The sequence below is a fragment of the Streptomyces sp. genome, from assembly GCF_036524955.1.
Taxonomy (GTDB): Bacteria; Actinomycetota; Actinomycetes; order Streptomycetales; family Streptomycetaceae; genus Actinacidiphila.
Genome location: NZ_DATDBG010000268.1, coordinates 1 through 20,428 on the forward strand (window position 1 = coordinate 1; position 20,428 = coordinate 20,428).

At 73.0% G+C, this 20,428-nt stretch carries 21 protein-coding genes and 3 pseudogenes; 14 read left to right on the plus strand and 10 right to left on the minus strand.

Annotation, left to right across the window (positions count from 1 at the left end):
* Positions 1–116 precede the first annotated feature (116 nt).
* Complete coding sequence (locus VIW71_RS21535) at positions 117–683, plus strand: PH domain-containing protein (protein WP_331624101.1); 567 nt, start codon at positions 117–119, stop codon at positions 681–683.
* Positions 684–819: 136 nt separating this feature from the next.
* On the opposite strand, the pseudogene VIW71_RS21540 reads toward VIW71_RS21535, so the two are convergent.
* Positions 820–978 (minus strand): annotated as a pseudogene (locus tag VIW71_RS21540) (ATP-binding protein); the annotation flags it as partial.
* A gap of 112 nt (positions 979–1,090) precedes the next feature.
* On the opposite strand from VIW71_RS21540, the gene VIW71_RS21545 reads away from it, so the two are divergent.
* The 4 genes from VIW71_RS21545 (at position 1,091) to VIW71_RS21560 (ending at position 5,742) form a co-directional block, all read left to right on the plus strand.
* Positions 1,091–1,381: a heavy-metal-associated domain-containing protein gene (locus VIW71_RS21545; protein ID WP_331624102.1), complete on the plus strand. Its 291-nt coding sequence runs from the start codon at positions 1,091–1,093 to the stop codon at positions 1,379–1,381.
* Between the two features lie 105 nt (positions 1,382–1,486).
* A complete protein-coding gene (locus VIW71_RS21550; RefSeq protein WP_331624103.1) occupies positions 1,487–3,781 on the plus strand; it encodes a heavy metal translocating P-type ATPase in 2,295 nt (764 codons plus the stop codon).
* 70 nt (positions 3,782–3,851) lie between these two features.
* A complete protein-coding gene (locus tag VIW71_RS21555) occupies positions 3,852–3,995 on the plus strand; it encodes a hypothetical protein (RefSeq protein ID WP_331624104.1) in 144 nt (47 codons plus the stop codon).
* 379 nt (positions 3,996–4,374) lie between these two features.
* On the plus strand, positions 4,375–5,742 hold the full coding sequence (locus VIW71_RS21560) for an NAD(P)/FAD-dependent oxidoreductase (protein ID WP_331624105.1): 1,368 nt from the start codon (positions 4,375–4,377) through the stop codon (positions 5,740–5,742).
* Positions 5,743–5,881: 139 nt separating this feature from the next.
* Here VIW71_RS21560 and VIW71_RS21565 read toward each other — a convergent pair whose 3' ends face one another.
* On the minus strand, positions 5,882–6,016 hold the full coding sequence (locus VIW71_RS21565) for a hypothetical protein (protein WP_331624106.1): 135 nt from the start codon (positions 6,014–6,016) through the stop codon (positions 5,882–5,884).
* A 261-nt stretch (positions 6,017–6,277) separates the two neighbouring features.
* Here VIW71_RS21565 and VIW71_RS21570 point away from each other — a divergent pair, with 261 nt between their 5' ends.
* From VIW71_RS21570 to VIW71_RS21585, 4 genes are all read left to right on the plus strand, one after another.
* Complete coding sequence (locus VIW71_RS21570) at positions 6,278–6,958, plus strand: ribonuclease H family protein (RefSeq protein WP_331624107.1); 681 nt, start codon at positions 6,278–6,280, stop codon at positions 6,956–6,958.
* Positions 6,959–7,461: 503 nt separating this feature from the next.
* Positions 7,462–7,857 carry a hypothetical protein gene (locus VIW71_RS21575; RefSeq protein WP_331624109.1) on the plus strand — a complete coding sequence of 132 codons (396 nt, stop codon included), beginning with the start codon at positions 7,462–7,464 and terminating at the stop codon, positions 7,855–7,857.
* Complete coding sequence (locus tag VIW71_RS21580) at positions 7,854–8,333, plus strand: hypothetical protein (protein WP_331624110.1); 480 nt, start codon at positions 7,854–7,856, stop codon at positions 8,331–8,333. Before VIW71_RS21575 ends, VIW71_RS21580 begins: the two co-directional genes overlap by 4 nt.
* Before the next feature lie 279 nt (positions 8,334–8,612).
* On the plus strand, positions 8,613–9,488 hold the full coding sequence (locus VIW71_RS21585; RefSeq protein ID WP_331624111.1) for an aminoglycoside phosphotransferase family protein: 876 nt from the start codon (positions 8,613–8,615) through the stop codon (positions 9,486–9,488).
* Positions 9,489–9,497: 9 nt separating this feature from the next.
* Here VIW71_RS21585 and VIW71_RS21590 read toward each other — a convergent pair.
* The 3 genes and pseudogenes from VIW71_RS21590 to VIW71_RS21600 form a co-directional block, all read right to left on the minus strand.
* A pseudogene (locus tag VIW71_RS21590) lies at positions 9,498–10,049 on the minus strand (class I SAM-dependent methyltransferase); the annotation flags it as partial.
* 465 nt (positions 10,050–10,514) lie between these two features.
* Entirely contained in the window at positions 10,515–11,096 is a 582-nt protein-coding gene (locus VIW71_RS21595) for a TetR/AcrR family transcriptional regulator (RefSeq protein WP_331624112.1), read from the minus strand.
* A 110-nt stretch (positions 11,097–11,206) separates the two neighbouring features.
* Positions 11,207–11,569, minus strand: a complete 363-nt coding sequence (locus tag VIW71_RS21600) for a DUF1304 domain-containing protein (protein WP_331624113.1) — start codon at positions 11,567–11,569, stop codon at positions 11,207–11,209.
* Positions 11,570–12,073: 504 nt separating this feature from the next.
* On the opposite strand from VIW71_RS21600, the gene VIW71_RS21605 reads away from it, so the two are divergent.
* Complete coding sequence (locus VIW71_RS21605) at positions 12,074–12,742, plus strand: hypothetical protein (RefSeq protein ID WP_331624114.1); 669 nt, start codon at positions 12,074–12,076, stop codon at positions 12,740–12,742.
* Between the two features lie 25 nt (positions 12,743–12,767).
* On the opposite strand, the gene VIW71_RS21610 is transcribed toward VIW71_RS21605, so the two are convergent.
* A complete protein-coding gene (locus VIW71_RS21610) occupies positions 12,768–13,265 on the minus strand; it encodes a hypothetical protein (protein ID WP_331624115.1) in 498 nt (165 codons plus the stop codon).
* A gap of 253 nt (positions 13,266–13,518) precedes the next feature.
* Positions 13,519–13,651 (minus strand): annotated as a pseudogene (locus VIW71_RS21615) (IS5/IS1182 family transposase); the annotation flags it as partial.
* Between the two features lie 117 nt (positions 13,652–13,768).
* Between VIW71_RS21615 and VIW71_RS21620 the strand changes: the two are divergent.
* Entirely contained in the window at positions 13,769–15,619 is a 1,851-nt protein-coding gene (locus tag VIW71_RS21620) for a pentapeptide repeat-containing protein (protein WP_331624116.1), read from the plus strand.
* On the opposite strand, the gene VIW71_RS21625 is transcribed toward VIW71_RS21620, so the two are convergent.
* Positions 15,609–15,896, minus strand: coding sequence for an RICIN domain-containing protein (locus tag VIW71_RS21625; RefSeq protein ID WP_331624117.1), 288 nt, complete (start codon positions 15,894–15,896; stop codon positions 15,609–15,611). The two genes, VIW71_RS21620 and VIW71_RS21625, sit on opposite strands and share 11 nt — an antisense overlap.
* A gap of 264 nt (positions 15,897–16,160) precedes the next feature.
* On the opposite strand from VIW71_RS21625, the gene VIW71_RS21630 reads away from it, so the two are divergent.
* Both VIW71_RS21630 and VIW71_RS21635 read left to right on the plus strand, forming a co-directional pair.
* Positions 16,161–16,904 (plus strand): GNAT family N-acetyltransferase, encoded by a 744-nt coding sequence (locus VIW71_RS21630; protein WP_331624119.1) that lies wholly within the window; start codon positions 16,161–16,163, stop codon positions 16,902–16,904.
* Positions 16,901–17,782 (plus strand): lysophospholipid acyltransferase family protein, encoded by an 882-nt coding sequence (locus tag VIW71_RS21635; protein ID WP_331624121.1) that lies wholly within the window; start codon positions 16,901–16,903, stop codon positions 17,780–17,782. The genes VIW71_RS21630 and VIW71_RS21635 overlap by 4 nt, the downstream gene beginning before the upstream one ends.
* Here the strand turns inward: VIW71_RS21635 and VIW71_RS21640 are convergent.
* Complete coding sequence (locus tag VIW71_RS21640) at positions 17,749–17,952, minus strand: hypothetical protein (protein WP_331624122.1); 204 nt, start codon at positions 17,950–17,952, stop codon at positions 17,749–17,751. The two genes, VIW71_RS21635 and VIW71_RS21640, sit on opposite strands and share 34 nt — an antisense overlap.
* A gap of 457 nt (positions 17,953–18,409) precedes the next feature.
* Positions 18,410–18,898 carry a phospholipase gene (locus VIW71_RS21645; RefSeq protein ID WP_331624123.1) on the minus strand — a complete coding sequence of 163 codons (489 nt, stop codon included), beginning with the start codon at positions 18,896–18,898 and terminating at the stop codon, positions 18,410–18,412.
* Between the two features lie 621 nt (positions 18,899–19,519).
* Between VIW71_RS21645 and VIW71_RS21650 the strand changes: the two genes are divergently transcribed.
* A partial coding sequence (locus VIW71_RS21650) for a serine/threonine-protein kinase (protein ID WP_331624124.1) occupies positions 19,520–20,428 on the plus strand: 909 nt, incomplete at its 3' end.

Sequence of the window (20,428 nt, forward strand, 5' to 3'; positions counted from 1 at the left end):
GTACCGGCCGGCGACGGTACCTGAGCGCAAAGAACGCGTCAGGGAGCGGAGGAACGGCATCAGGGAGGTGTCAGTGCCCCGGTTCCAGCGGCGCCGTCGCGCCTAGCGTGGGACTCATGGGACGGCGAAGCGCACAGCCGCAGTCGGTGATCGGCGGCCGGCACCCGCAGCGAGTGGCGGCCGGTGAGACGGCCTGCGCACGCGGCCGGCGTGCCGACTCCCGGTGGGCAATGCTGTGCGCGGCCGGATTCCTCGGGCTCACGTTGCTGCTCGACTGGGGGTCCGGCGGGCTGACCGCGCCGCGCGCCGGGCTCTGGGCCGGGCTCGCGGTCGCCTTGCTGGCCGTCCTGTGGCGGCCCCGGGTCGTCGCCGGCCAGGGCTGGCTGACCGTACGGGACCTGCTGCGGACCCGGCGCGTGCGCACGGACGCACTGGTGGGTGTGGAGCTCACCGGGGAGATCGCGGTGCGCCTCGTCCTGAGTGACGCGTACGGCGGCCGGGTGGTCCTCGACCCGAGGATCCTGGTCGCCAATCCGCTGGTGTGGCACCTGCTGGACACCGGCGTCCGGCGTTCGCGTGAACGCGCCGTCCTCCGGCACGGTGAGCAGGTGCTGCGCGAACTCGGCGAGCGGGTGGACGGCGACACCGCACGCGAGATCCTCCGGGCGTCGGGGCCGCGGTAGCGGGGGCCGGCCACGGAAGCGCACACCCGGTCGGTCCGCTTCCCGTCGGCCGGCCGCACGACGATCCCACGCGCCTCATGCCCGGCTTCCTCGTTCGTATGCGTATTGGGGCACGGGTGCGGCGGCGGGCAGGGAAAACCATCGTCAGGCCGCCGCCGGGGGTGTACTCCGGCGTGAGGGTGCCTCCCATGGCCTCGGTCAGGCCGCGGGACAGGGCGAGGCCGAGGCCGAACCCGGTGGTGTTGCCGGTGTCGCCCATACGCCGGAAGGCGCCCGGCACGAACACCATGGCTCGGCCGGGGGCGGACGACATGATCGGCACTTGCTCCCGCATACCCATGAGGGGTATACAGGAGGAGCAAGAAGATACCCCCTAGGGGTATAAGGACCGCATCAGGAGGATCCCCATGTCGTGCTGCAGCCCCGAAGGCCACTGCTCGAGCGCCGAGACGGCGGCCGTACCGGCCCCCGGCACCACGACCGTGTACACGGTAACCGGCATGACCTGCGGCCACTGCGAGAAGGCGGTCGGCACGGCCGTCTCGGCGCTCGACGGTGTGACGGCCGTACAGGTCGACGTCACCGCGGGTCTGGTCACCGTGGTCTCGACGGCGGATCCGGACGACGCGCGGGTCCGCGACGCCGTCGAGGACGCCGGATACGAACTGGCCGGCCGGGCCACGGCCGCCGCCCACTGAGACCCGGACGACCTGGAGCGATCCGGAACAGCGCCGGGGCGGCCACTCGCCGGCCCCGGCGCCCCCGGCCCTGAGCGCACGACTGACGGAGAACGAGGAGCGGTAATGACCACCGGGACACCCGCGGCGACCGAGGTCGAACTCGCCATCGGCGGCATGACCTGCGCCTCGTGCGCGGCGCGCGTCGAGAAGAAGCTCAACAGGATGGACGGCGTGCAGGCGACCGTGAACTACGCCACGGAGAAGGCCAGGATCACCTTCTCCGGGGATGTCGCCGTAACCGACCTCATCACCACGGTGGAACAGACCGGCTACACCGCCGCCCTGCCGACGCCGCCCGCGGCGCCCGAGGACAGCGGTGCCGAAGCCGGGCCGGACGACCTGGCCCCGCTGCGGCAGCGGCTGATCACCGCGGTCGTGCTGGCGGTCCCGGTGATCGCCATGGCGATGGTTCCCGCGCTGCAGTTCACCAACTGGCAGTGGCTGTCGCTGACCCTGGCGAGCCCGGTGGTCGTCTACGCGGCCTGGCCCTTCCACCGGGCGGCCTGGACCAACCTCCGGCACGGCGCTGCCACCATGGACACGCTGATCTCACTGGGGACCGGCGCGGCCTTCGCCTGGTCGCTGTGGGCCCTGTTCTTCGGCCACGCCGGCATGCCGGGGATGAGGCACTCCTTCGAGCTGACCATGGCCCGTACCGACGGCAGCAGCAACATCTATCTGGAGGTCGCCTCCGGGGTCACCGCGTTCATCCTGACCGGCCGCTACTTCGAGGCCCGCTCCAAGCGGCGCGCCGGTGCCGCGCTGCGGGCCCTGCTGGAACTCGGGGCCAAGGACGTCACCGTGCTGCGTGAGGACGGCCGGGAGGAACGTATCCCGGTGGCCGACCTGCGGGCGGGGGAGCGGTTCGTGGTCCGGCCGGGGGAGAAGATCGCCACTGACGGCGTGGTCGAGCAGGGCAGTTCGGCGGTGGACGCCGCCATGGTCACCGGCGAGTCCGTACCCGTGGAGGTCGCCGAGGGCGACACGGTCGTCGGCGCCACCGTGAACGCGGGCGGGCGCCTGGTCGTACGGGCCACCCGGGTCGGTGCGGACACCCAACTCGCCCGCATGGCCCGCCTGGTGGAGGACGCGCAGAACGGCAAGGCCGCAGCCCAACGCCTCGCCGACCGGATCTCCGCGGTCTTCGTGCCCGTGGTGATCGCGCTGGCCCTGGGCACCCTGCTGGCCTGGGCGGCCTCGGGTCACGGGTGGACCGCCGCCTTCACGGCCGCCGTCTCCGTACTGATCATCGCCTGCCCGTGCGCGCTGGGCCTGGCCACTCCCACCGCGCTGCTGGTCGGTACCGGACGCGGCGCACAAATGGGCATCCTCATCAAGGGTCCCGAGGTGCTGGAGTCCACGCGGAAGGTCGACACCATCGTGCTGGACAAGACCGGCACCATCACCACCGGGAAGATGACCCTCCTCGCCGTCCACCTCGCCTCGGGCGCGGGCACGGACGAGGAGAAGAACGAGGACGCCACCGCGACCGAGGACGAGGTGCTGCGCCTGGCCGGGGCGCTGGAGCACGCGTCCGAACACCCCATCGCCCGGGCCGTCGCCGCCGGCGCAGCACAGCGCGTCGGCACGCTGCCCGCCCCCGAGGACTTCACCAACGTGCCCGGACTCGGCGTCCAGGGCGTCGTCGAAGGCCACGCCGTCCTCGTGGGCCGCGAGAAACTGCTCGCCGAGCGGGCGATCACGCTCCCGGACGACCTGGCCGCCGCGATGGCGGCCGCGCAGGCCGCGGGCCGTACGGCGGTCGCGGTGGCGCGGGACGGCCGGGCGTGTGCCGTCCTGGTGGTCGCCGACGCCGTGAAGCCCACCAGCGCCGAGGCCGTCTCCCGGCTGCGCGCGCTGGGGCTGCGGCCGGTGCTGCTGACCGGCGACAACGCGGCGGTGGCCGGATCCACCGCCGCCGAGGTGGGGATAGCGGCGGACGACGTCATCGCGGAGGTCATGCCCGAGGGCAAGGTCGCCGTCGTCAAACGGCTCCAGGCCGGAGGCCGTACCGTCGCCATGGTCGGTGACGGCGTCAACGACGCCGCCGCCCTCGCCCAGGCCGACCTCGGGCTCGCCATGGGCACGGGCACGGACGCCGCGATCGAGGCCGGCGACCTCACCCTCGTACGAGGCGACCTGCGGGTGGCCGCCGACGCCATCCGCCTGTCCCGCAAGACCCTCGGCACCATCAAAGCCAATCTGTTCTGGGCTTTCGGCTACAACGTCGCCGCCCTTCCGCTGGCCGCGGCCGGCCTGCTCAACCCGATGATCGCCGGCGCCGCGATGGCCTTCTCCTCGGTCTTCGTCGTCGGCAACAGCCTCCGCCTGCGCCGCTTCCGGCCGCTGGGCGCCTGAGCCGCCGTCATCCCGCCTACGGGCCGCCGAACCGGGCCGCGAACTCGGCGACGCCGGCGGCCCCCTGCCCGTGGCAGCGGTCGCCGCCGCAGTCGACACCGCGACCGGCCTCGCCCACGGCTACGCCGCCCTCGCCGTGATCCCGGCCGCGGGCGCGCTCGTCGTCCTCATCACCACAGGCCACCGGACACCCGCACGGGCAGGCGGACCCTAGCGCCGGCAGAAGAGTGCCGTGCGGCCGGAGCCGCCGAGCAGGTCCCGCGAGGTCGCCACCGGACAGGGTGTGCCCGTCCCGCCGTCGGGCCCGGGCCCGTGGCTGCGCGGCGGACCCCGGCCGCAGCACGGACAGCCCCGCCCCGCCGACCGCCGACGCGCCCCGCACCGCCACCCCACCCGACGCCCGGACCTCCACCACGTCGCCACCCTCCCGAGCGAGGCCGCAGCGGGAAACCGGGCCTCGCCGCGCCTGTCCGCGTTCGCCCGGCTCTCCGCTGGCGGACAGCCATTCGTCACGGTAGGAACAGGATTGTGCGAAATCTGATCCGGCGGGCAGGCGACAAGAGGCATCTTGGGCCGGAGAAGGGACGGACATCGTGGCACGACCGAAAATCCTCGTTGTGGGCGCCGGATTCGCCGGGGTGGGGTGCATCCGCCGTCTGGAGCGAAAACTCGCCGCGGACGAAGCCGACATCTCGCTGGTGACCCCCGTCTCGTACCAGCTCTACCTGCCACTGCTGCCCCAGGTCGCCTCCGGCGTCCTCACCCCGCAGTCCATCGCCGTGTCCCTGCGCCGCAGCCGGAAGTACCGCACCCGGATCATCCCGGGCGGCGCCATAGGTGTGGACGTCAGGGCGAAAGTGTGCGTGATCCGCAAGATCACCGGCGAGATCGTCAACGAGCCCTACGACTACATCGTGCTGGCCCCCGGCAGCATCACCCGCACCTTCGACATCCCCGGGCTCGTCGACCACGCCCGTGGCCTGAAGACCCTCGCCGAGGCGGCGTACATACGCGACCACGTCATCGCGCAGCTCGACCTCGCGGACGCCAGCCAGGACCTGGGCGAGCGCGCCTCGCGGCTGCAGTTCGTCGTGGTCGGCGGCGGTTACGCGGGCACCGAGGCCGCCGCCTGCCTGCAACGGCTGACCAACAACGCGGTCAAGCGCTACCCCAGGCTCGACCCGGGTCTGATCAGATGGCACCTGATCGACATCGCCCCGAGGCTGATGCCCGAACTCGGCGAGAAACTGGGCCTCAGCGCCCAGAAGATCCTCCGCAAGCGCGGCGTCGAGATCTCGCTCGGCGTGTCCGTCGCCAAGGCGGGCCCCGAAGAGGTCACTTTCACCGACGGCCGGGTGATCCCGAGCCGCACCCTGATCTGGACGGCCGGCGTCGCCGCCAGCCCGCTGGTCGCCACGCTCGGCGCGGAGACGATACGGGGCCGCCTCGTCGTCGGCGCCGACATGACGCTCCCCGGCCAGGACGGCGTCTTCGCCCTCGGCGACGCCGCGGCCGTACCCGACCTCGCCAAGGGCGAGGAGGACGCCCTCTGCCCGCCCACCGCCCAGCACGCCACCCGCCAGGGCCGCGCGGTCGCCGACAACGTCATCGCGACCCTGCGCCACCAACCGCTGAAGCCCTACGCCCACAAGGATCTCGGCCTCGTCGTGGACCTCGGCGGCAAGGACGCCGTCTCCAAACCGCTCGGCATCGAACTGCGCGGCCTCCCCGCCCAGATCGTCGCCCGCGGCTACCACTGGTCCGCGCTGCGCACCAACGTCGCCAAGACCCGCGTCCTGACCAACTGGGTACTCAACGCCGTCGCGGGCGACGACTTCGTCCGCACCGGCTTCCAGGCCCGCACCCCCGCCACCCTCCGGGACTTCGCGTACATCGACGTCTACCTGACCCCGGACCAGGTCCGCGAGCACACCGCCGGGACGAGCACGCCGACGGAGTGACCCGCACCCGGCCGCTCCGGCGCCGGAGACCCGACGGGAGCCCGTGCGCCCACGGCCGCCCGACCGTCCCGGGAGCGTACGGACACGACGGCCGTCGCCTCCGTACGTACACGGGCCCGCGCGCCCGTACCCCCTGCCGTCAGCGCGCGACCCGCTCCTGGTCCCGCGTACGGGTGCCGCCGCTGCGGCACCCGTACGCGCCGAGCACGTTCAGGAACCGGCCGGTCACCGGGAACACCACCCGGCCGATCCCCCGGAAGCCCGCTGCCTCCACCCGGGCCGCCGTCCTCCGCGTCCGGCGGTGACTCGCACCCCGGCCGGTCTCCGGCCGGGGTCCGGCCCTAGCGCGTCCCGTCGCGGGACCGCCCCACCGGCATCCGGTGTCGGTGCCGCGGATTCCGCCGGTTCCGGGCTCCGAGGTGATCGTGGTCCGCGCGCGCGGAAGCGGCGGGCGGGGGAGTGGAGGCGCCCGGCCGGGGCGGGCCTTCGACGGGGGCGGTTTGGTCTGCCGGGCGGGGGTTGGGATGATCAGGGGGTGGTTGAGCGCATCATCGCCGCGTGTGACGGGGCATCCAAGGGCAATCCGGGACCGGCCGGCTGGGCGTGGGTCATTGCCGACCGGGGCGAACCCCATCGCTGGGAGGCGGGCCCGCTGGGTACGGCCACCAACAACGTCGCGGAACTCACCGCTCTGGAACGCCTGCTGACCGCCGTCGACCCCGGCGTAGCGATGGAGATCCGGATGGACTCGCAGTACGCGATGAAGGCCGTCACCACCTGGCTGCCCGGCTGGAAGCGCAACGGCTGGAAGACCGCGGCGGGCAAGCCCGTCGCCAACCAGGAACTCGTCGTCCGCATCGACGCCCTGCTCACCGGCCGCTCCGTCGACTTCCGCTACGTCCCCGCCCACCAGGTGGACGGGGACCGCCTCAACGACTTCGCCGACCGCGCCGCGAGCCAGGCCGCGCTGACCCAGCAGCCCGCGGGCAGCGCCCTCGGGTCGCCTCCGCCGCCCGCCGCTTCCGGCGCCGTGCGGGCCTCGGGCGGCTCGTCGGGTGGCGCGGGCGGTCAGTCGGGTGGCGCGAGCCGCACCTCGGGCCCGCCGCGGACCCTCAAGGCGAAGTACCCGGGCCGCTGCCGCTGCGGCCGCCCGTACGCCGCCGGCGAACCGATCACCAAGAACGCCGACGGCTGGGGCCATCCGGAGTGCCGCTGACCGTCCGCTTCCCACGGACCGGCCGCCCGCGGTTCCCCACACGCCGCCCGGGCACCCGCAGAAAGGACCACGCAGGTCCCTCGCGGTCGTACGCCGCGATCCGCCCGAGGTACGCCCGGACGAGTCCGGCGCAGCTGAACGTGTGGGTCCGCAGCCCCCTCTCCCACCTGGTCGACGCCGAGCGTGCCGACGGTTCCGGGGCCGTCCCCGGGCCGTTCGGCCGAGGGCGCCGGGCCGGCGCCCAGGAGGACGGCGACGGTCACCAGCGCGCCGGCCGGTTCATGACGCCGTTGAGCATGGAGGATCCGCCGCGGCTGGGGGACTTGTCCGGCGCCGTTTGACGTCGCGGACGGCCTGGGCGAGGCATGGACGGCTGTGCGGCACACCCGGGGCCACCATGCTGATGGGCGGATGGTTCGGTCAGCTCGTCGCACGGCCGTCCCGCGCGATGAGAACGGAAGGGTAATGACCGTTATCCTTCCGCTCGCCGATAAGGTGACGGCATGCCAACCGAGCAGCAAGCCGCCACGCGGGCCCGCTCCGAACAGCGCGCGGCAGCCGCGCCCGCCGCCGTCCACACCTACTTCGACGGACGCGTCCAGGACGCCCAGGCCGTGTCCGACAAGGCCGCGCTCTACCGGGACGGCGCCACCGGGCGCCGCCGCCGGCGGGCCGGGAGCGATCGGCTCACCGACAACGACGCCGTGCTCGCCCTCCCCTGGGCGCCGAGCCGGACCACGACGACGCTGCACGAGCAGCTCCTGCGGGGCGCCCGGGGCGTCTCCCGCGGGGATCACGACCGGGGCGAGGAGCAGGCCGGGGCCACCCGCCGGGACCTGACCGCCCACGGCTACGACCTCCGCGCGACCTCCGCGCCGGCGCAGCGGGGCAGCCGGTGAGCGGCTACCTCACGCGCCGGATGACGGGTGCCCGGCACCCGCACCAGTTCTACGCCGCCACGGTCGCCGGCCACCTCGAACTGAGCCTGGGCGCCGCCCCCACCGAGTGGGGGACCGACGCGGACGACGACGGAACGCTGACCATCACCTGCCTGTACCGGCCCATCGCGCCCGGCCGGGACGACACCGGCCTGCCGCGGCTGTCCGCCGACCCCGAAGCGTGGCCGCACGGGGTGGAGCTGTACTGGGACGAGCACCACGGCTGGCAGTACATTCCGCTGGACGAGGACAGTGAGCCGTTGCGGGCCGAGCCGGTCCCGTTGCCGGTGCCGGTCCTCGCCTCGCCGCAGGCCCTGGCCGCACTCCTGCCTGCTCTGCTCGCCGGGCGCGAGCACGAGCTGCCCGCCGACACCCGGGAGTGGCAGTACGCAGACGAGTTGCGCGCCGAGCTGGCGGCGCGCAACGCCACCCGATGACCGAGCTGCGGGTTTGCGGAGCCGCCGCCGACGTCGCCGCCCCGGCGGTGGACCCGCGCCCCGACCGGCCGGTCGGGGCGCGGCGGATGTGCGAGGGCCCGGCCGCACTGTGAGGCGAGGCCGACGCCCCGGCCGGTGTCGCCGGCAGCCGGCGCGCACGCCGGCGGGGCTCGGCCGGCGCGCGAGCCGGCCGCACCCGTCGTGTCCGCCGCGCCCGCCCGTCCGGCGGCGTCCAATCCGATGTTGCTCTGTCGGCCGCCCGGCTAGGGTCTCAGGCTGATGATGCATGAGAACGAGGTTCCGACCGATGTCGCGCTGGTGCGGCAGCTACTCGCACAGCAGTTTCCGCGATGGGCGGATATGCCCATCAGGACGGTGGACTCGGCGGGCACCGACAATGCGATCTATCGGCTCGGAGACGAGATGGCGGTCCGCTTGCCCCGGATCGAGGACGCCGTCGAGCAGGTGGAGTTCGAACATGTCTGGCTGCCACGGCTGGCCGCGTTCCTGCCCGCCGCCGTGCCCGAACCGATCGCCGTGGGGCAGCCGGGAAACGGGTATCCCTTCCCCTGGGCGATCAGCCGCTGGATCGACGGCTCGCACCTGACGGATGAGGGGCGTAATGACCACCGGTTCGCCAGGGACCTCGGCGAGTTCGTCGCAGCGCTGCGCAGGGCCGACACCACCGGCGTGCGACAGGGCTACCGGACCGTGTCTCTGCGCACCCGCGATGCCTCCGTACGTGAGTGGACCGCCAAGGCAGCGGACGTCATCGACGCCCCCGCTGTCCTCGCCGCGTGGGAACACGCCCTCGACCAGCCGGAGTGGGACGGACCGCCCATGTGGGCGCACGGCGATCTCATCCCTGGCAACATCCTGGTCAACGCCGGTCAACTCCGCGCAGTGATCGACTTCGGCACTGCGGGTGTGGGTGACCCGTCCTGCGACGCCATCGCGGCGTGGACACTGCTCACCACAGAGACGCGGCAGACTTTCCGCTCGGCAGGAGGGTTCGACGACGCGGCCTGGGCCCGCGGACGAGGCTGGGCACTCACCTTCGTCAGCGGGATCGACTACTACCGCCACACCAACCCCGCCATGGCGGAGGTGGGACGCCGCGCCATCACCGAGGTTCTCGCAGAACCAGCCCGATGAACCACACCCGTCCGAGAAGACGTATTCGACGTGGACGGACCGCACACCTGGACCCACCGGATCGGAGGACACCACCCGGACGAGACCGCCAGCGATCTTCACCTCTTGCGGCAGGTTCTCGTGCCGACCCTCGCTCTCTCGCTGGATCAGCACGCAGCCGTCGTCAGCGACATGCCGTCGGCAGGTCCGCAGCAGCCCCTGACGCACTTGCGGGTCACCGGCGTGAACAAGGAACGACCCCAGCAACACCACATCAAAGCGTGCGTCGAGCTCCAGCTCCTCGATCGGACTGCAGACCGTCCGGGCGCCGTGGACCCGCTCAAGCATCTGAGGAGATTCATCGACGGCAGTTACGCTGAAGCCCCGCTCCACCAGCGGATGCGTCATGCGGCCCACGCCAGATCCCAGCTCGAGGACATGGACCTTGGCGGGGACTGCCCGTTGGACAATGTCGGGCTCGTCGCCCACGGGGAGCCGCTCATACAGCTCGACTGCACACCCGTCCGGCGTGATTGCGCCCGGCCCGGTTCCTTGGTGACCCTCGCGCATCCGTCCGCCCATACCCCCATCGGAACATAGCGGGGGCTGCGATGAAAGACCACATCGTCCTGCCCCCTGCTGCACCCCGCCAGTCCGGCTGCCCCGGCCCCTCCTCGAACACCTCCACGGCATCCGCCCCGAGGCGTACCAAGTGCGAGTCCCCCGCCGCATCTTGTCAGGGAGGCAGCCCAGGGCCCGCACCAACAAGCTATCGGCACTCCCGCGCTGGCATCCCCCGAGACACTCCGCCCCGACCGGCAGGTCACCCGATCAGTGGCTCCTGAACCCGTCGAAACGGTGCCCATTCCCACCGGAAATCACGGGGCGCTGTCGAGTACGTCCCCGCCGCGGACAGCCCACCCCTGGTACCCATCGTCACCGAAAAGGTGGTCTCCGTATGACCCGACTAAATCAGCCGTGTGTCAATCAGACACCATTTACGCCTATTCGGTCAGGTTTGTCGCCTTTCGGGCGGGGGTATCCGGGTCATCGCACGATGTGGTGGATGGCGAGGAGCAGCCGCCAGACGTGGTGCGAGAACTCCCGGGGCGTCAGGACGAGATGGCCGTGCAGCCAGTCGGCGAGCAGGCCGGTGAACGCGGCGGCCGTCGCCGAGGCCGCCAGTTCCGGGTGCGGCGTGCCGGCCCGCACCCGGTCCCCGTACGAGCGGGCGCGCAGTTCCCGGTGCAGCAGGGTGCCCAGCGGTCCGCCGCCCCCCTCGGACACCAAGGTGCGGTAGAGGCCGGCACGGTGGTCCACGGTGATGAGGAAGTCGGTGAGCGGCGGAGGCGGGGCGTCGGGCGACGGCGGCGCGGTCCAGGCGTGCAGCGCGTCCACCCCTTCGCGTACGACGTCGGCGCAGGCGTCGACGGCCAGCGCCGGCAACCCGTCGTAGTGCAGATAGAGAGTGGCCCGGCCGACCCCGGCGCGCCGGGCCACCGCCGAGACGCTGACCTCCTCCAGTGGGCGCTCCCCGCACTCGGCGAGCAGCGCCGCCCGCAGACGGGCGCGGGTGCGCACCGTCCGGGGGTCGGCCGGTGGTTGGAGCTGGTCCGGGTCCGGGAGCACCGGGCGACCGGGCCTCCCCGATGTGCGGCGGCCGGGCGCGCCCGTCTCCTTGCGGCCCGGCTTCCCCGGCCCCTCGGGCCGCCCCGCCTCCCCGGGTCCACGCGTCTCCATCACGAGGCGGCGAGGACCGCCGCCAGTGCGACGGCTGCGGGGGCGAACTGCACGTACAGGATGCTGCGCGAGGCGGTGGCGGCCCCGTAGGCGCCGGCGAGGACGACGCAGCAAAGGAAGAAGACCTGTGCCTGGAAGCCGACCGGATCGTCGGCGACCAGCCCCCACGCCAAGCCGGCGGCCAGAAAGCCGTTGTAGAGGCCCTGGTTGGCGGCGAGCGGCGCGGTGATGCGGGCACCGTCCGGGCCGAGGCCGTGCAGCGCCCGGCCGCGTGGTCCCTGCCAGAGGAACATCTCCAGGACCATTACGTAGACGTGGAAGGCGGCGACCGCGCCGACCAGGGTATTCGCGACGACCGTCATCCGTATCCCCATCCCTGTGGCCATACGCAGGCTCGGCAATTTTGTGGACAACTGTACAGGAAGTTGTCGAGGCCGGCGCGCCGTCCGTGACCTCCCTGTCGCTCCACCGCCCTGAGTCCGACGGGCGGGCAACCTTCACCAGCGGCCCGCCGGCGGCCCGTTCACGCCTCGCCGACGGCCAGTCCCGTCCGGCACCGCGAAAGGGCGGTCGGCCGCGACCGGCACGACCCCGTCCGGGTCCGGCCGACCGGCAGCGACCGGGGGCGCCGGAAAGGTCGGCCGAGCGCCTCCTGGAAGCTGCCGGCACCCTCCTGTCCTCGACGGCGTGACCGTCGGCGGTGCTGATCGTGTACCGGCGGTCTTCACCGGGCCACGGTGATGTCCCAGGCGTGTGACACCAGCGCCGCGAACACCGTACGGCGGGCCCGGCGTTGCTACCTTTCCGGGCATCCGGACACGAGTACGGCCGTTGGGGCCGCACTCCTCATGGGGGGGACCACACAGATGAACGCGACTCCGCTCAGACCCGTCGCCGTCGTGCTCGCAGCCGTCGCGCTGGCCGCGGCCGCACTGACCGGGTGCGGCCCGGCGGACGACAGCGCCGCGGACACGCCGGCGACCACCGCAAGCGGAGTGCCGAAGAGGCCCGCCGCCGTGTCCACGGCTCCCGCCGCGCCGGCCACCGCCCCGGCATCGGTCCCGGCCAGGACCGCCACACCGTTGGCGGCCACGACCAAGCCGCCGGCTCCTGCCCCGGCTCCTGCCCCGGCTCCCGCCCCGGCTCCCGCTCCTGCGAAGACAGCCTGCAGCAACAAGCCGCCGACGCCCGACGAGGTGGACCCGCAGACCTTCGCTGTGTACCGCACCGAGACGATCAGCGGCGGCGACCCGCACATCAACCTGGTCCTGCAGCACGGCCGCTGGGGCTGCCCCAGCGAGGACTCGGACGGACTGCCGTACATCACCACCGGCGAGGACTCGCGCTGGGCGCTGGACCAGGCCGCCTACATCACCGCGACCAGCCCGATCACCATGAGCTCCGAGAGCCGGCGCATCGGCGTCCAGGAGTTCCTCGACTGGGTCGCGGCCCACCCCGACTCGGGGCTGGTCTTCCGGTACGAGACCGGTGACGACGGGGCGATCCACCGGCTGGACCAGGTCTACGCCCCCTGAGCCGGCGGCCGGGTGACGGCCGGTGTCACTCGCGTGCCGGTACGTCCACGGCCGCGGGTGCGGGTTCGCCGTCGGCGGGGTGGGGGGCTGCCGACGGCGGGCGGACCACATAGGCCCAGTGGGCGTAGGCGAGGACGACGGCGGCTGCCGCCCACACCACCCCCAGCCGGTGGTACGCCACGGTGCCGGCGCAGTCGTCCAGGTCGGCCCCGTCACGCTCGAACAGCCGCCGGCAACTGGCCGGCGTCCCCACCAGCGCCTGCACCGGCCAGGCCAGGACCATCGTGGTGACCAGCCCGCCGACCGCGCCGAAGACCCCCGCTGCCGTGGTGCGGTCCCACCGGGCGTCCGGCTCGGGGAACGCCGGCCGGTAGAACGCGGCCATCTCCAGCCCCAGTGCCGTCCCCAGCGCGAAACTCAGCCAGTCGTAGCGCCCGTCTCCCAACGACAGCGTCAGTACGGCGGCGAGCGCCGCCGACCACAGCGCCGTGTGGTCGACGGCCGCCCTGTTCCGGTCAGGCATGGCGTCCCCTCGGTGAATCCGGTTCCGGCAGCGAACGTACGGCCGGACAGGCGTCCGCACGCGGGTATCCGTACCGCGTCCCCCGAAGGTGTGAGCGGGGCAGCGCGGGCGGGCCCGCTCAGCCGGCGGCGGGGGAGTGGGCGAGCTCGCTGAGGAACGCCCGCACGTCCGCGAACGGCAGCCGCGGCTGCTCCACGCCGCGACGTGGCCGCCACGGTCGTACCCGGTCTGCCGCACGACAGCGTTCGCGCGCTCGGCGATGTGCCGCAGCGGGACGAAGTCGGCCCGCGGGAGGGCGGACGCCGCCAGGCGCAACCGCTGACCAGCACGTGGACATTGGCCGCGAACACCGCCTCATCAGGCGTGTCCTGTGTCCCGCCCGCCCTGCGGACACATTACGGAAACCGGTCGGCCTTCAACGCGGACCGGCTGCGCTGTGCCGCCCGCGCGGGTCATCCTGGGACGGCCGCCCTGTCGACACGTCCTGCTGGAGCCGCCGCGTCATGTCCTCCCCGTCACGTTTCGGTCCGATCTGGCGGTACTGCGGGCACGGCTCCACGAGCGGGGACCCAGTCGGCTGCCGCGGCATCCTCGTCCCCGGCCGCACCGCCTGCCTGGCCCACCTCGGAGCCGCCGACCGTGCCCGGTATCTGTCCGGGCTGCACCCGGGGGACGAACTCGGCCTCAACGGGACGCCGTTCACCACGAACCTGCTGGACGAACTGCTCCACGCCCTGACCGACCCCGCCACCGGCGCGCCCCGCCTCGGCAAGGCCGACTTCACCGAGGCAACGTTCTCCGGGCACGCCGGGTTCGGGAACGTGACCTTCGAGAATGTCCAGTTCCACAACGCGGAGTTCCACGACAGCGCCAGCTTCGACGGCGCGCTCTTCAGCGGTACCGCGGCCTTCGGCCGCGCCCGGTTCCGCCATCTCCGGTTCGAGAAGGCCACGTTCACTGCTCGGGCCGACTTCGAGTTGGCGAGGTTCGGCGGCCACGCCTGGCTCGATGAGGCGGTCTTCAGCGGCCCCGCGGTGTTCAAGGGGGCTGAGTTCTCCAGTGGCGCCAGCTTCCTGAGGTGCGCGTTCGCCGACCGCACCGATTTCGAAGGGGTCGTCTTCGCGAACCCGGCGAACTTCGGCGGCGACGTGAAGTTCACCGAGTCGGTTTTCGCCACGGCGCCCTCGCTCGGCCCCCTGGCGTGCGAGGGCACCGTCGACCTGTCAGGCGCGGTGTTCGAAGCCGCGACCACGCTGGAGGTCGCTGCGCGCCGGCTGGTGTGCGTACGGACCCGGTGGGCGTCGACGGCGACGCTGCGCCTGCGGTATGCGACCGTGGACCTCGCCGACGCTCTCGTGACGTCTCCCACAGCCGTCACCGCCCATCCCGCGCCGTTCCGCACCACGTTCGGCGGGACGATGGGCATCGGCGGCCCGCTGGACGAGACCGTGCTGAGGGGCGGCGACCCCGGGGTGCTGATCGCCTCCCTGCAGGGCGTGGACGCCGGGCAGTTGGTGCTGACCGACACCGACCTCAGCCAGTGCCTGTTCGCCGGGGCCTTCCACCTCGACCAGATACGGCTGGAGGGCCGCACGGTCTTCGCCTCCGCCCCCGCCGGCCTGCACCGGCGGCGCTACCGGCGTCTCGTCCTGCCGTACCGGTGGTCGCGCCGCCGCACCCTGGCCGAGGAGCACCACTGGCGCGCCCGGGCCCTCGGCCAGGGTGCGGCGACGCCGGGCCGGCCCCCCGCTCCGGGCCAGTGGAACCCCGGCCCCCACCACCCCGACCCGGCCCTCACCCCCGACCCGGAGGATTTGGCCACCACCTACCGGCAGTTGCGGAAGGCGTTCGAGGACGGCAAGAACGAGCCCGGCTCCGCCGACTTCTACTACGGCGAGATGGAGATGCGCCGCTTCGACCGCGCCGACACACCGCGCAGCGAACGCGGGCTGCTGTGGGCGTACTGGCTGGTCTCCGGCTACGGCCTGCGGGCCTCGCGGGCCCTGGGCTGGCTCGCCCTCGCGGTGACGGCGACCGTCGTGCTGATGATGGGGCTCGGTCTGCCCGACGCCGCCCCCGAGCAGCAGGCCACCGGCACCGTCCCGGCCGGCGGCGGCAAGGTGACCCTGGTCATCGCCGAACAGGACCCCGAGCTGACGCTCCCGGCGGGGGACCGTTTCAGCCGGGGCCGGTTCGACAAGGCGCTGCGGGTGGTGCTGAACAGCGTCGTCTTCCGCTCCAGCGGCCAGAACCTCACCACCTGGGGCACGTACACGGAGATGGCCAGCCGCTTCTCGGAACCCGCCCTGCTGGCCCTCGCGGTGCTCGCCGTCCGCAGTCGCATCAAGCGCTGAGGCGCGCGGGGACTCTCCGCCCACCGCCCGGCCCCCGGAAAACTGTCCGGGGGCCGGGCGGTGGCTTCGTGGTCGTCGCGGACGAATTCCACAGGTCGTTGCCGGCGTTGCCGCAGGTGTACTGGCTGACCTGGGTGCCGTTGACGGTGCCGCCTCCGCTGACGTTGAGGCACTTGCCGCTGCCGACGGACTTGAAGCGGTAGTAGCCGCCGAGGGCGGAATCGGCTTCCCAGGGCTCGTCGGGCGTACCGGACCGCGGGTACTGGAACCGGTACACCGTCCTGCGTGGCCGCTCCGCGGACGTTGGCGACCTGAGTGGTGTCTGTGGCCAGGCGCAGTGTGAACTGCTGGGCTCGCGACCGCCGATCGGTCCAGCGCCTGGCGCTGCCGCACCTGACGCACGTTTTCGACGGACGGCGCCCTTTCGGCGTTCATCGGACGGACAGCGGGCGGGCACCGGGCACGGGCATTAATGGGCACGGTCCCCACTCGATTCCGCCGGCCATGCCGGCTCCGACGAACGGAAGCCGTCATCTCTGTCATGTTCACGGCGTCTGCTGTGCCGACCCGCTCCTATGTCACCTCCATCGCCTCCACGCAGGAGGAGATCCGCGCCGCGCAGCGGCTGCGGTACCAGATCTTCGCCGAGGAGAAGGGCGCTGTTGTGCGCACGCCGCTCCCCGGGCACGACATCGACGAGTTCGACAAGCTCGTCGACCACCTGATCGTCACCGAGCGCACCAGCGGGGAAGTCGTCGGCACCTACCGGCTGCTGCCGCCCGGACGCTCCGCCCGCCTCTACTCGGACGGTGAGTTCGACCTCGGCGCGCTGCACGGCGTGCGGGACTCGCTGGTCGAGGCGGGCAGGGCCTGTGTGCACCCCGACCACCGGGACGGGACCGTCATCAACCTGATGTGGTCCGGGCTGGCCCGCTACGTGCTGCTCTCCGGCCACCGCTACCTCGCCGGCTGCGCCTCGGTGCCGCTGGACGACGGAGGCCAGGCCGCAGCCGACGCCTGGCTGCTGGGCACCACGAAGCACGCCTGCCCGCCCGAGCTGCGCGTCCACCCGCACGACCCCTGGATGCCTCCGCGGCTGCTCGCCGCCGAGCCGAGCGCGGCCTCGCTGCCGCCGCTGCTCCGCGGCTATCTGCGGGTCGGCGCCTGGATGTGCGGGGCGCCCGCGCACGACCGGGACTTCGGGGACGCGGACTTCTTCGTGCTGCTGGGCCTGGAGCGGATGAACGAGCGGTACCGGAGGTATTTCCTCGGCGGGGAACGGTGAACGGGAGCGCCTGGGCGGCGGTCTCGCCCTGCACGGCGGCGTGCGTCGCCGACGACCTGCCGGGGGCGGGGGCGGGCCCGGCAGTGACGGTACGGCGGTACGCGGCCCTCGTCGCGAGCCTCGCCGGGGCCGCGGCGGCCGGGAAACGGCTCGGGGAGCGTGAGGAGCTGCGGGCGCGGGCCCGCTCGCTGCTGGCCGACCTCGGCGTCTCCCTGTCGTGCGAGGCGGACGGGCTCGCGGTGCCGGTGCCTGGTGCCCGGACCGGCACTCTCGTGGTGGCCAACCACATCTCGTGGCTGGACGTGCTCGCGCTTCTGGCGGTGCAGCCTGCCGCGGTGCTCGCCAAGCGGGAGGTGGGGCAGTGGCCGGTGGTGGGGACGCTCGTACGGCGTGCGGGGACCCGGTTCATCGACCGCGAGGGACTGCGGGGTCTGCCGGACACCGTGCGGGAACTGGGCGCGCTGCTGCGCTCGGGGGAGTCGGTGATCGTCTTTCCCGGGGGTACGACCTGGTGCTCGGGGCCGGGAGACCCGTTCCGCCGTGCCACCTTCCAGGCGGCCCTCGACGCGGGCGCCCCGGTCCGGCCGGTCACCCTCACCTACGCCCACCACGGGGCCCCCACCACGCTCCCGGCCTACGTCGGCGAAGGCACCTTCGCGGCGTCCCTCCGCCGCGTCGCCGCCACCCGCGGCCTCTCGGTCCGGGTCACCCCGCACTCCGTGCTGCATCCGCCGGGCCATGACCGCCGCTCACTGGCGGCCCTGGCCCACGCCGCGGTGTCGGGCGCGCGGGAGACCGTCCCGGCGCCGAGGACGCCGGGGCTGCCCTCCCACGCCGCGGTGGGTCACGCCGCGGCTGTGCCCGCGTTGTTGCTGTAGTCCTCGTCCTCGGGAAGCTTCCAGACCCGTTCTGGGGGACAGGCGAGGGCGAAAGCCTCGCCGAGCTGCTGATGTCCGCCGATGCCGATGCCGATGCCGATGCCGTGTGCGGGGTGCGGGGTGCACTGTCGGCAGGTCAGCGCCCCGGCCCGCCCGGCGCCTTCGGACACCACGCCCGCGTAGGCCCGAAGGCCACTCAGAACCGGGGACTGGCAACGGCTGTGGCTTGTGACGGGTGGCAGGGCGGGCGGTGCCATGGAGCGCGGGGCCGGAACGGCCGAACCGTCGGGGAGGCGTGTCGTGGAGGCTCGGGTGTCAGTGGCGCGTGCTCCCCGGTGGGCCCGGATCGCTGTCGCACTGGTCGTGGATGTCCTCTTCCTGACGCCCCCGAAATCGTCCCCCTCCCCTCGCCCTCCGCTTCCCAGCAACCTCACCGGCCGGCCTGGAACGCACATCGCCCCTCCGGTCTGGTGCCCCATGGGGTCCCCCCTGCGTCCGGGGGACCCCATGGGGGGTCAGGCGGCCGGTGAGCCCGGGCTGGTGAGCCCGGGCCGCCGGCGGGCCTTGGGGCCGAGGGGGCCCTGGAACGGCGGGCACTCAGGCGACGGACCCGCAGCGGGCGGGTCCTCAGCCGACGGGCTGGGAGCCGTTCAGCGCCGGGGCCGAGCCGAAGATGTCGACCGCGTGGTAGTAGGTCCATGCCGTGCTGTCGCAGGCCGCCTTCGTGGCGCCGGAGTAGTTGGCGCACACCCGCTTCAGGTCCGCGTACAGAGCGGAGTCCAGCCGTGCCTTGTTCGCGGAGAAGGTGCCGGCCGCCTTGTAGTTGCGGTAGCCGAAGTCATGGCGGGCGCATGACAGCTTGAAAGGGAATCCGAGAGGGTTGTCGGGCGACGTGGAGCAGTAGTCCGTGGACCAGTCGAACCCGTACGCCGACCAGGCGCCCTGGTTGTTGCGGGCCGCGAGCCATGCGTTGTAGCTGCTCGCACTCGTCTGGGTCCAACTGCTGAGTACCTGGGGCTTGTCGGCCGGTGCCGCGCCGGCCGGACCGGCCGCGGTCAGCACGGCGGGCAGGGCGAGTGCGGCCGCGGCGAGGGGAAGTGCCAGTCGTCTGCGCATGCGTGAGCCTCCGGACGTGAACGGTGGACGTTCCAGCCCTTGGTGGCATGGAGCGCCCTCAGCGGTGAACGGTGCTGTCGTTGTTCGGGTCTACGCGCGAAGACCAATGCGGGAATGATCCCACGCATCCCGCGCTCGGTAAACATGTTCACGTCATCCGGTTCCCGTCGGCCGATGCCGGGCCGGGCCGGGTGAGGCCGCTGCCAGGTCCGGCTGTGGCTCTCGGCGACGACGACCGCGCCGTGGCCACCTGCCGGCCGCAGGGCGGTCGTTCGTCACGTCGCCGTCCCGGCAGTCCCTGCTCGCCGAGTCATGTACGTGCGTGGACGCCAACGGGCCGCCCGAAGGAGCCTGTTCGATCCGCCAGCAGCCGGGACGGATGCCGGCCTTGGGCCCTGGCGTACTGATCCACCTCACGATCCGCTCTGTGGTCTCCGAAGGGAGCCTGACCCGGGACCCCGGCCGGTGGCCGGAACAGCCCGCCGTCGTGAGTATCGGCGGTCACGGCAGCGGGTTGGGCCAGGGACGCGGGGCACGGTCCTGCGGCTGCGGCTGCGGCTGCGGGCGCGGGGCGTAGGGCAGCGGCGGGCCGAGCTCCCTTCTGCTTCTACGATGGCGGGCATGAATCCAGGAGGGCCGGAAACGCGGCTCATCGATGGCCGTTTCGCGCTGCTGCGGCGTCTCGGCGGTGGCGGGATGGGCCTTGTGTGGCAGGCCCGGGACACTGCGCTCGACCGGGAGGTGGCGCTCAAGGAGGTGCGGCCGCCCGATCTGGCGATGGCGTCCGCCGATCCGGCCGGGGCGGCCGGGATGCGGGAACGGGTGCTGCGGGAGGCGCGGGCGCTGGCCCGGTTGCGGCATCCGAATGTGGTGATCATCCATCACATCGTGGACGGCCCCGAGTATCCCTATCCGTGGCTCGTGATGGAGCTGGTGGACGGCGGAAGCCTCGCCGACCGGCTGGAGCGGGGCCCGCTCACGGTGCCGGAGGCCGCACGGATCGGCCGGGGTGTGCTGAGCGCCCTGCGGGCCGCGCACGCGGCGGGCGTGCAGCACCGGGACGTCAAACCGGGGAACGTGCTGCTGCGGACCGACGGCACGCCCGTGCTCACGGACTTCGGGATCGCCGCGCTGCACGGTGCGACCGCGCTCACCGCGTCCGGGGCGCTGATCGGCTCGCCCGAGTACATGGCACCGGAGCGCATCCGCGGGGTGGAGGGCAATCCGTCCTCCGACCTGTGGTCGCTCGGCATGATGCTGTACGTAGCGGTCGAGGGGCACCATCCGCTGCGTCGGGCGACCACGCTCTCCACCCTCGCCGCAGTGCTCGACGAACCCCTGCCGCCGCCGGTGCGGTCGGGGCGGCTCGGTCCGCTGCTGTCCGCCCTCCTCGCCAAGGATCCTGCGGTACGGCCGGACGCCGATCAGCTCGACCACATGCTCGCCGCGGCCGAGTACGAGGGCGGGTACGGCGCCGCGCCGGCCGGAGCACCGGCGGCCTGGGCGCCGGCACCCCCCGGCACCGTCAGG

What these genes read in the sequence shown, in the direction of transcription:
- VIW71_RS21535 (WP_331624101.1), top strand. Translation starts at nt 117, where the DNA reads ATGGGACGGCGAAGCGCACAGCCGCAGTCGGTGATCGGCGGCCGGCAC.
- VIW71_RS21605 (WP_331624114.1), top strand. Translation starts at nt 12,074, where the DNA reads ATGAACGCGACTCCGCTCAGACCCGTCGCCGTCGTGCTCGCAGCCGTC.
- VIW71_RS21630 (WP_331624119.1), top strand. Translation starts at nt 16,161, where the DNA reads ATGTTCACGGCGTCTGCTGTGCCGACCCGCTCCTATGTCACCTCCATC.
- VIW71_RS21610 (WP_331624115.1), bottom strand. Translation starts at nt 13,265, where the DNA reads ATGCCTGACCGGAACAGGGCGGCCGTCGACCACACGGCGCTGTGGTCG.
- VIW71_RS21545 (WP_331624102.1), top strand. Translation starts at nt 1,091, where the DNA reads ATGTCGTGCTGCAGCCCCGAAGGCCACTGCTCGAGCGCCGAGACGGCG.
- VIW71_RS21620 (WP_331624116.1), top strand. Translation starts at nt 13,769, where the DNA reads ATGTCCTCCCCGTCACGTTTCGGTCCGATCTGGCGGTACTGCGGGCAC.
- VIW71_RS21645 (WP_331624123.1), bottom strand. Translation starts at nt 18,898, where the DNA reads ATGCGCAGACGACTGGCACTTCCCCTCGCCGCGGCCGCACTCGCCCTG.
- VIW71_RS21575 (WP_331624109.1), top strand. Translation starts at nt 7,462, where the DNA reads ATGCCAACCGAGCAGCAAGCCGCCACGCGGGCCCGCTCCGAACAGCGC.
- VIW71_RS21585 (WP_331624111.1), top strand. Translation starts at nt 8,613, where the DNA reads ATGATGCATGAGAACGAGGTTCCGACCGATGTCGCGCTGGTGCGGCAG.
- VIW71_RS21600 (WP_331624113.1), bottom strand. Translation starts at nt 11,569, where the DNA reads ATGACGGTCGTCGCGAATACCCTGGTCGGCGCGGTCGCCGCCTTCCAC.
- VIW71_RS21550 (WP_331624103.1), top strand. Translation starts at nt 1,487, where the DNA reads ATGACCACCGGGACACCCGCGGCGACCGAGGTCGAACTCGCCATCGGC.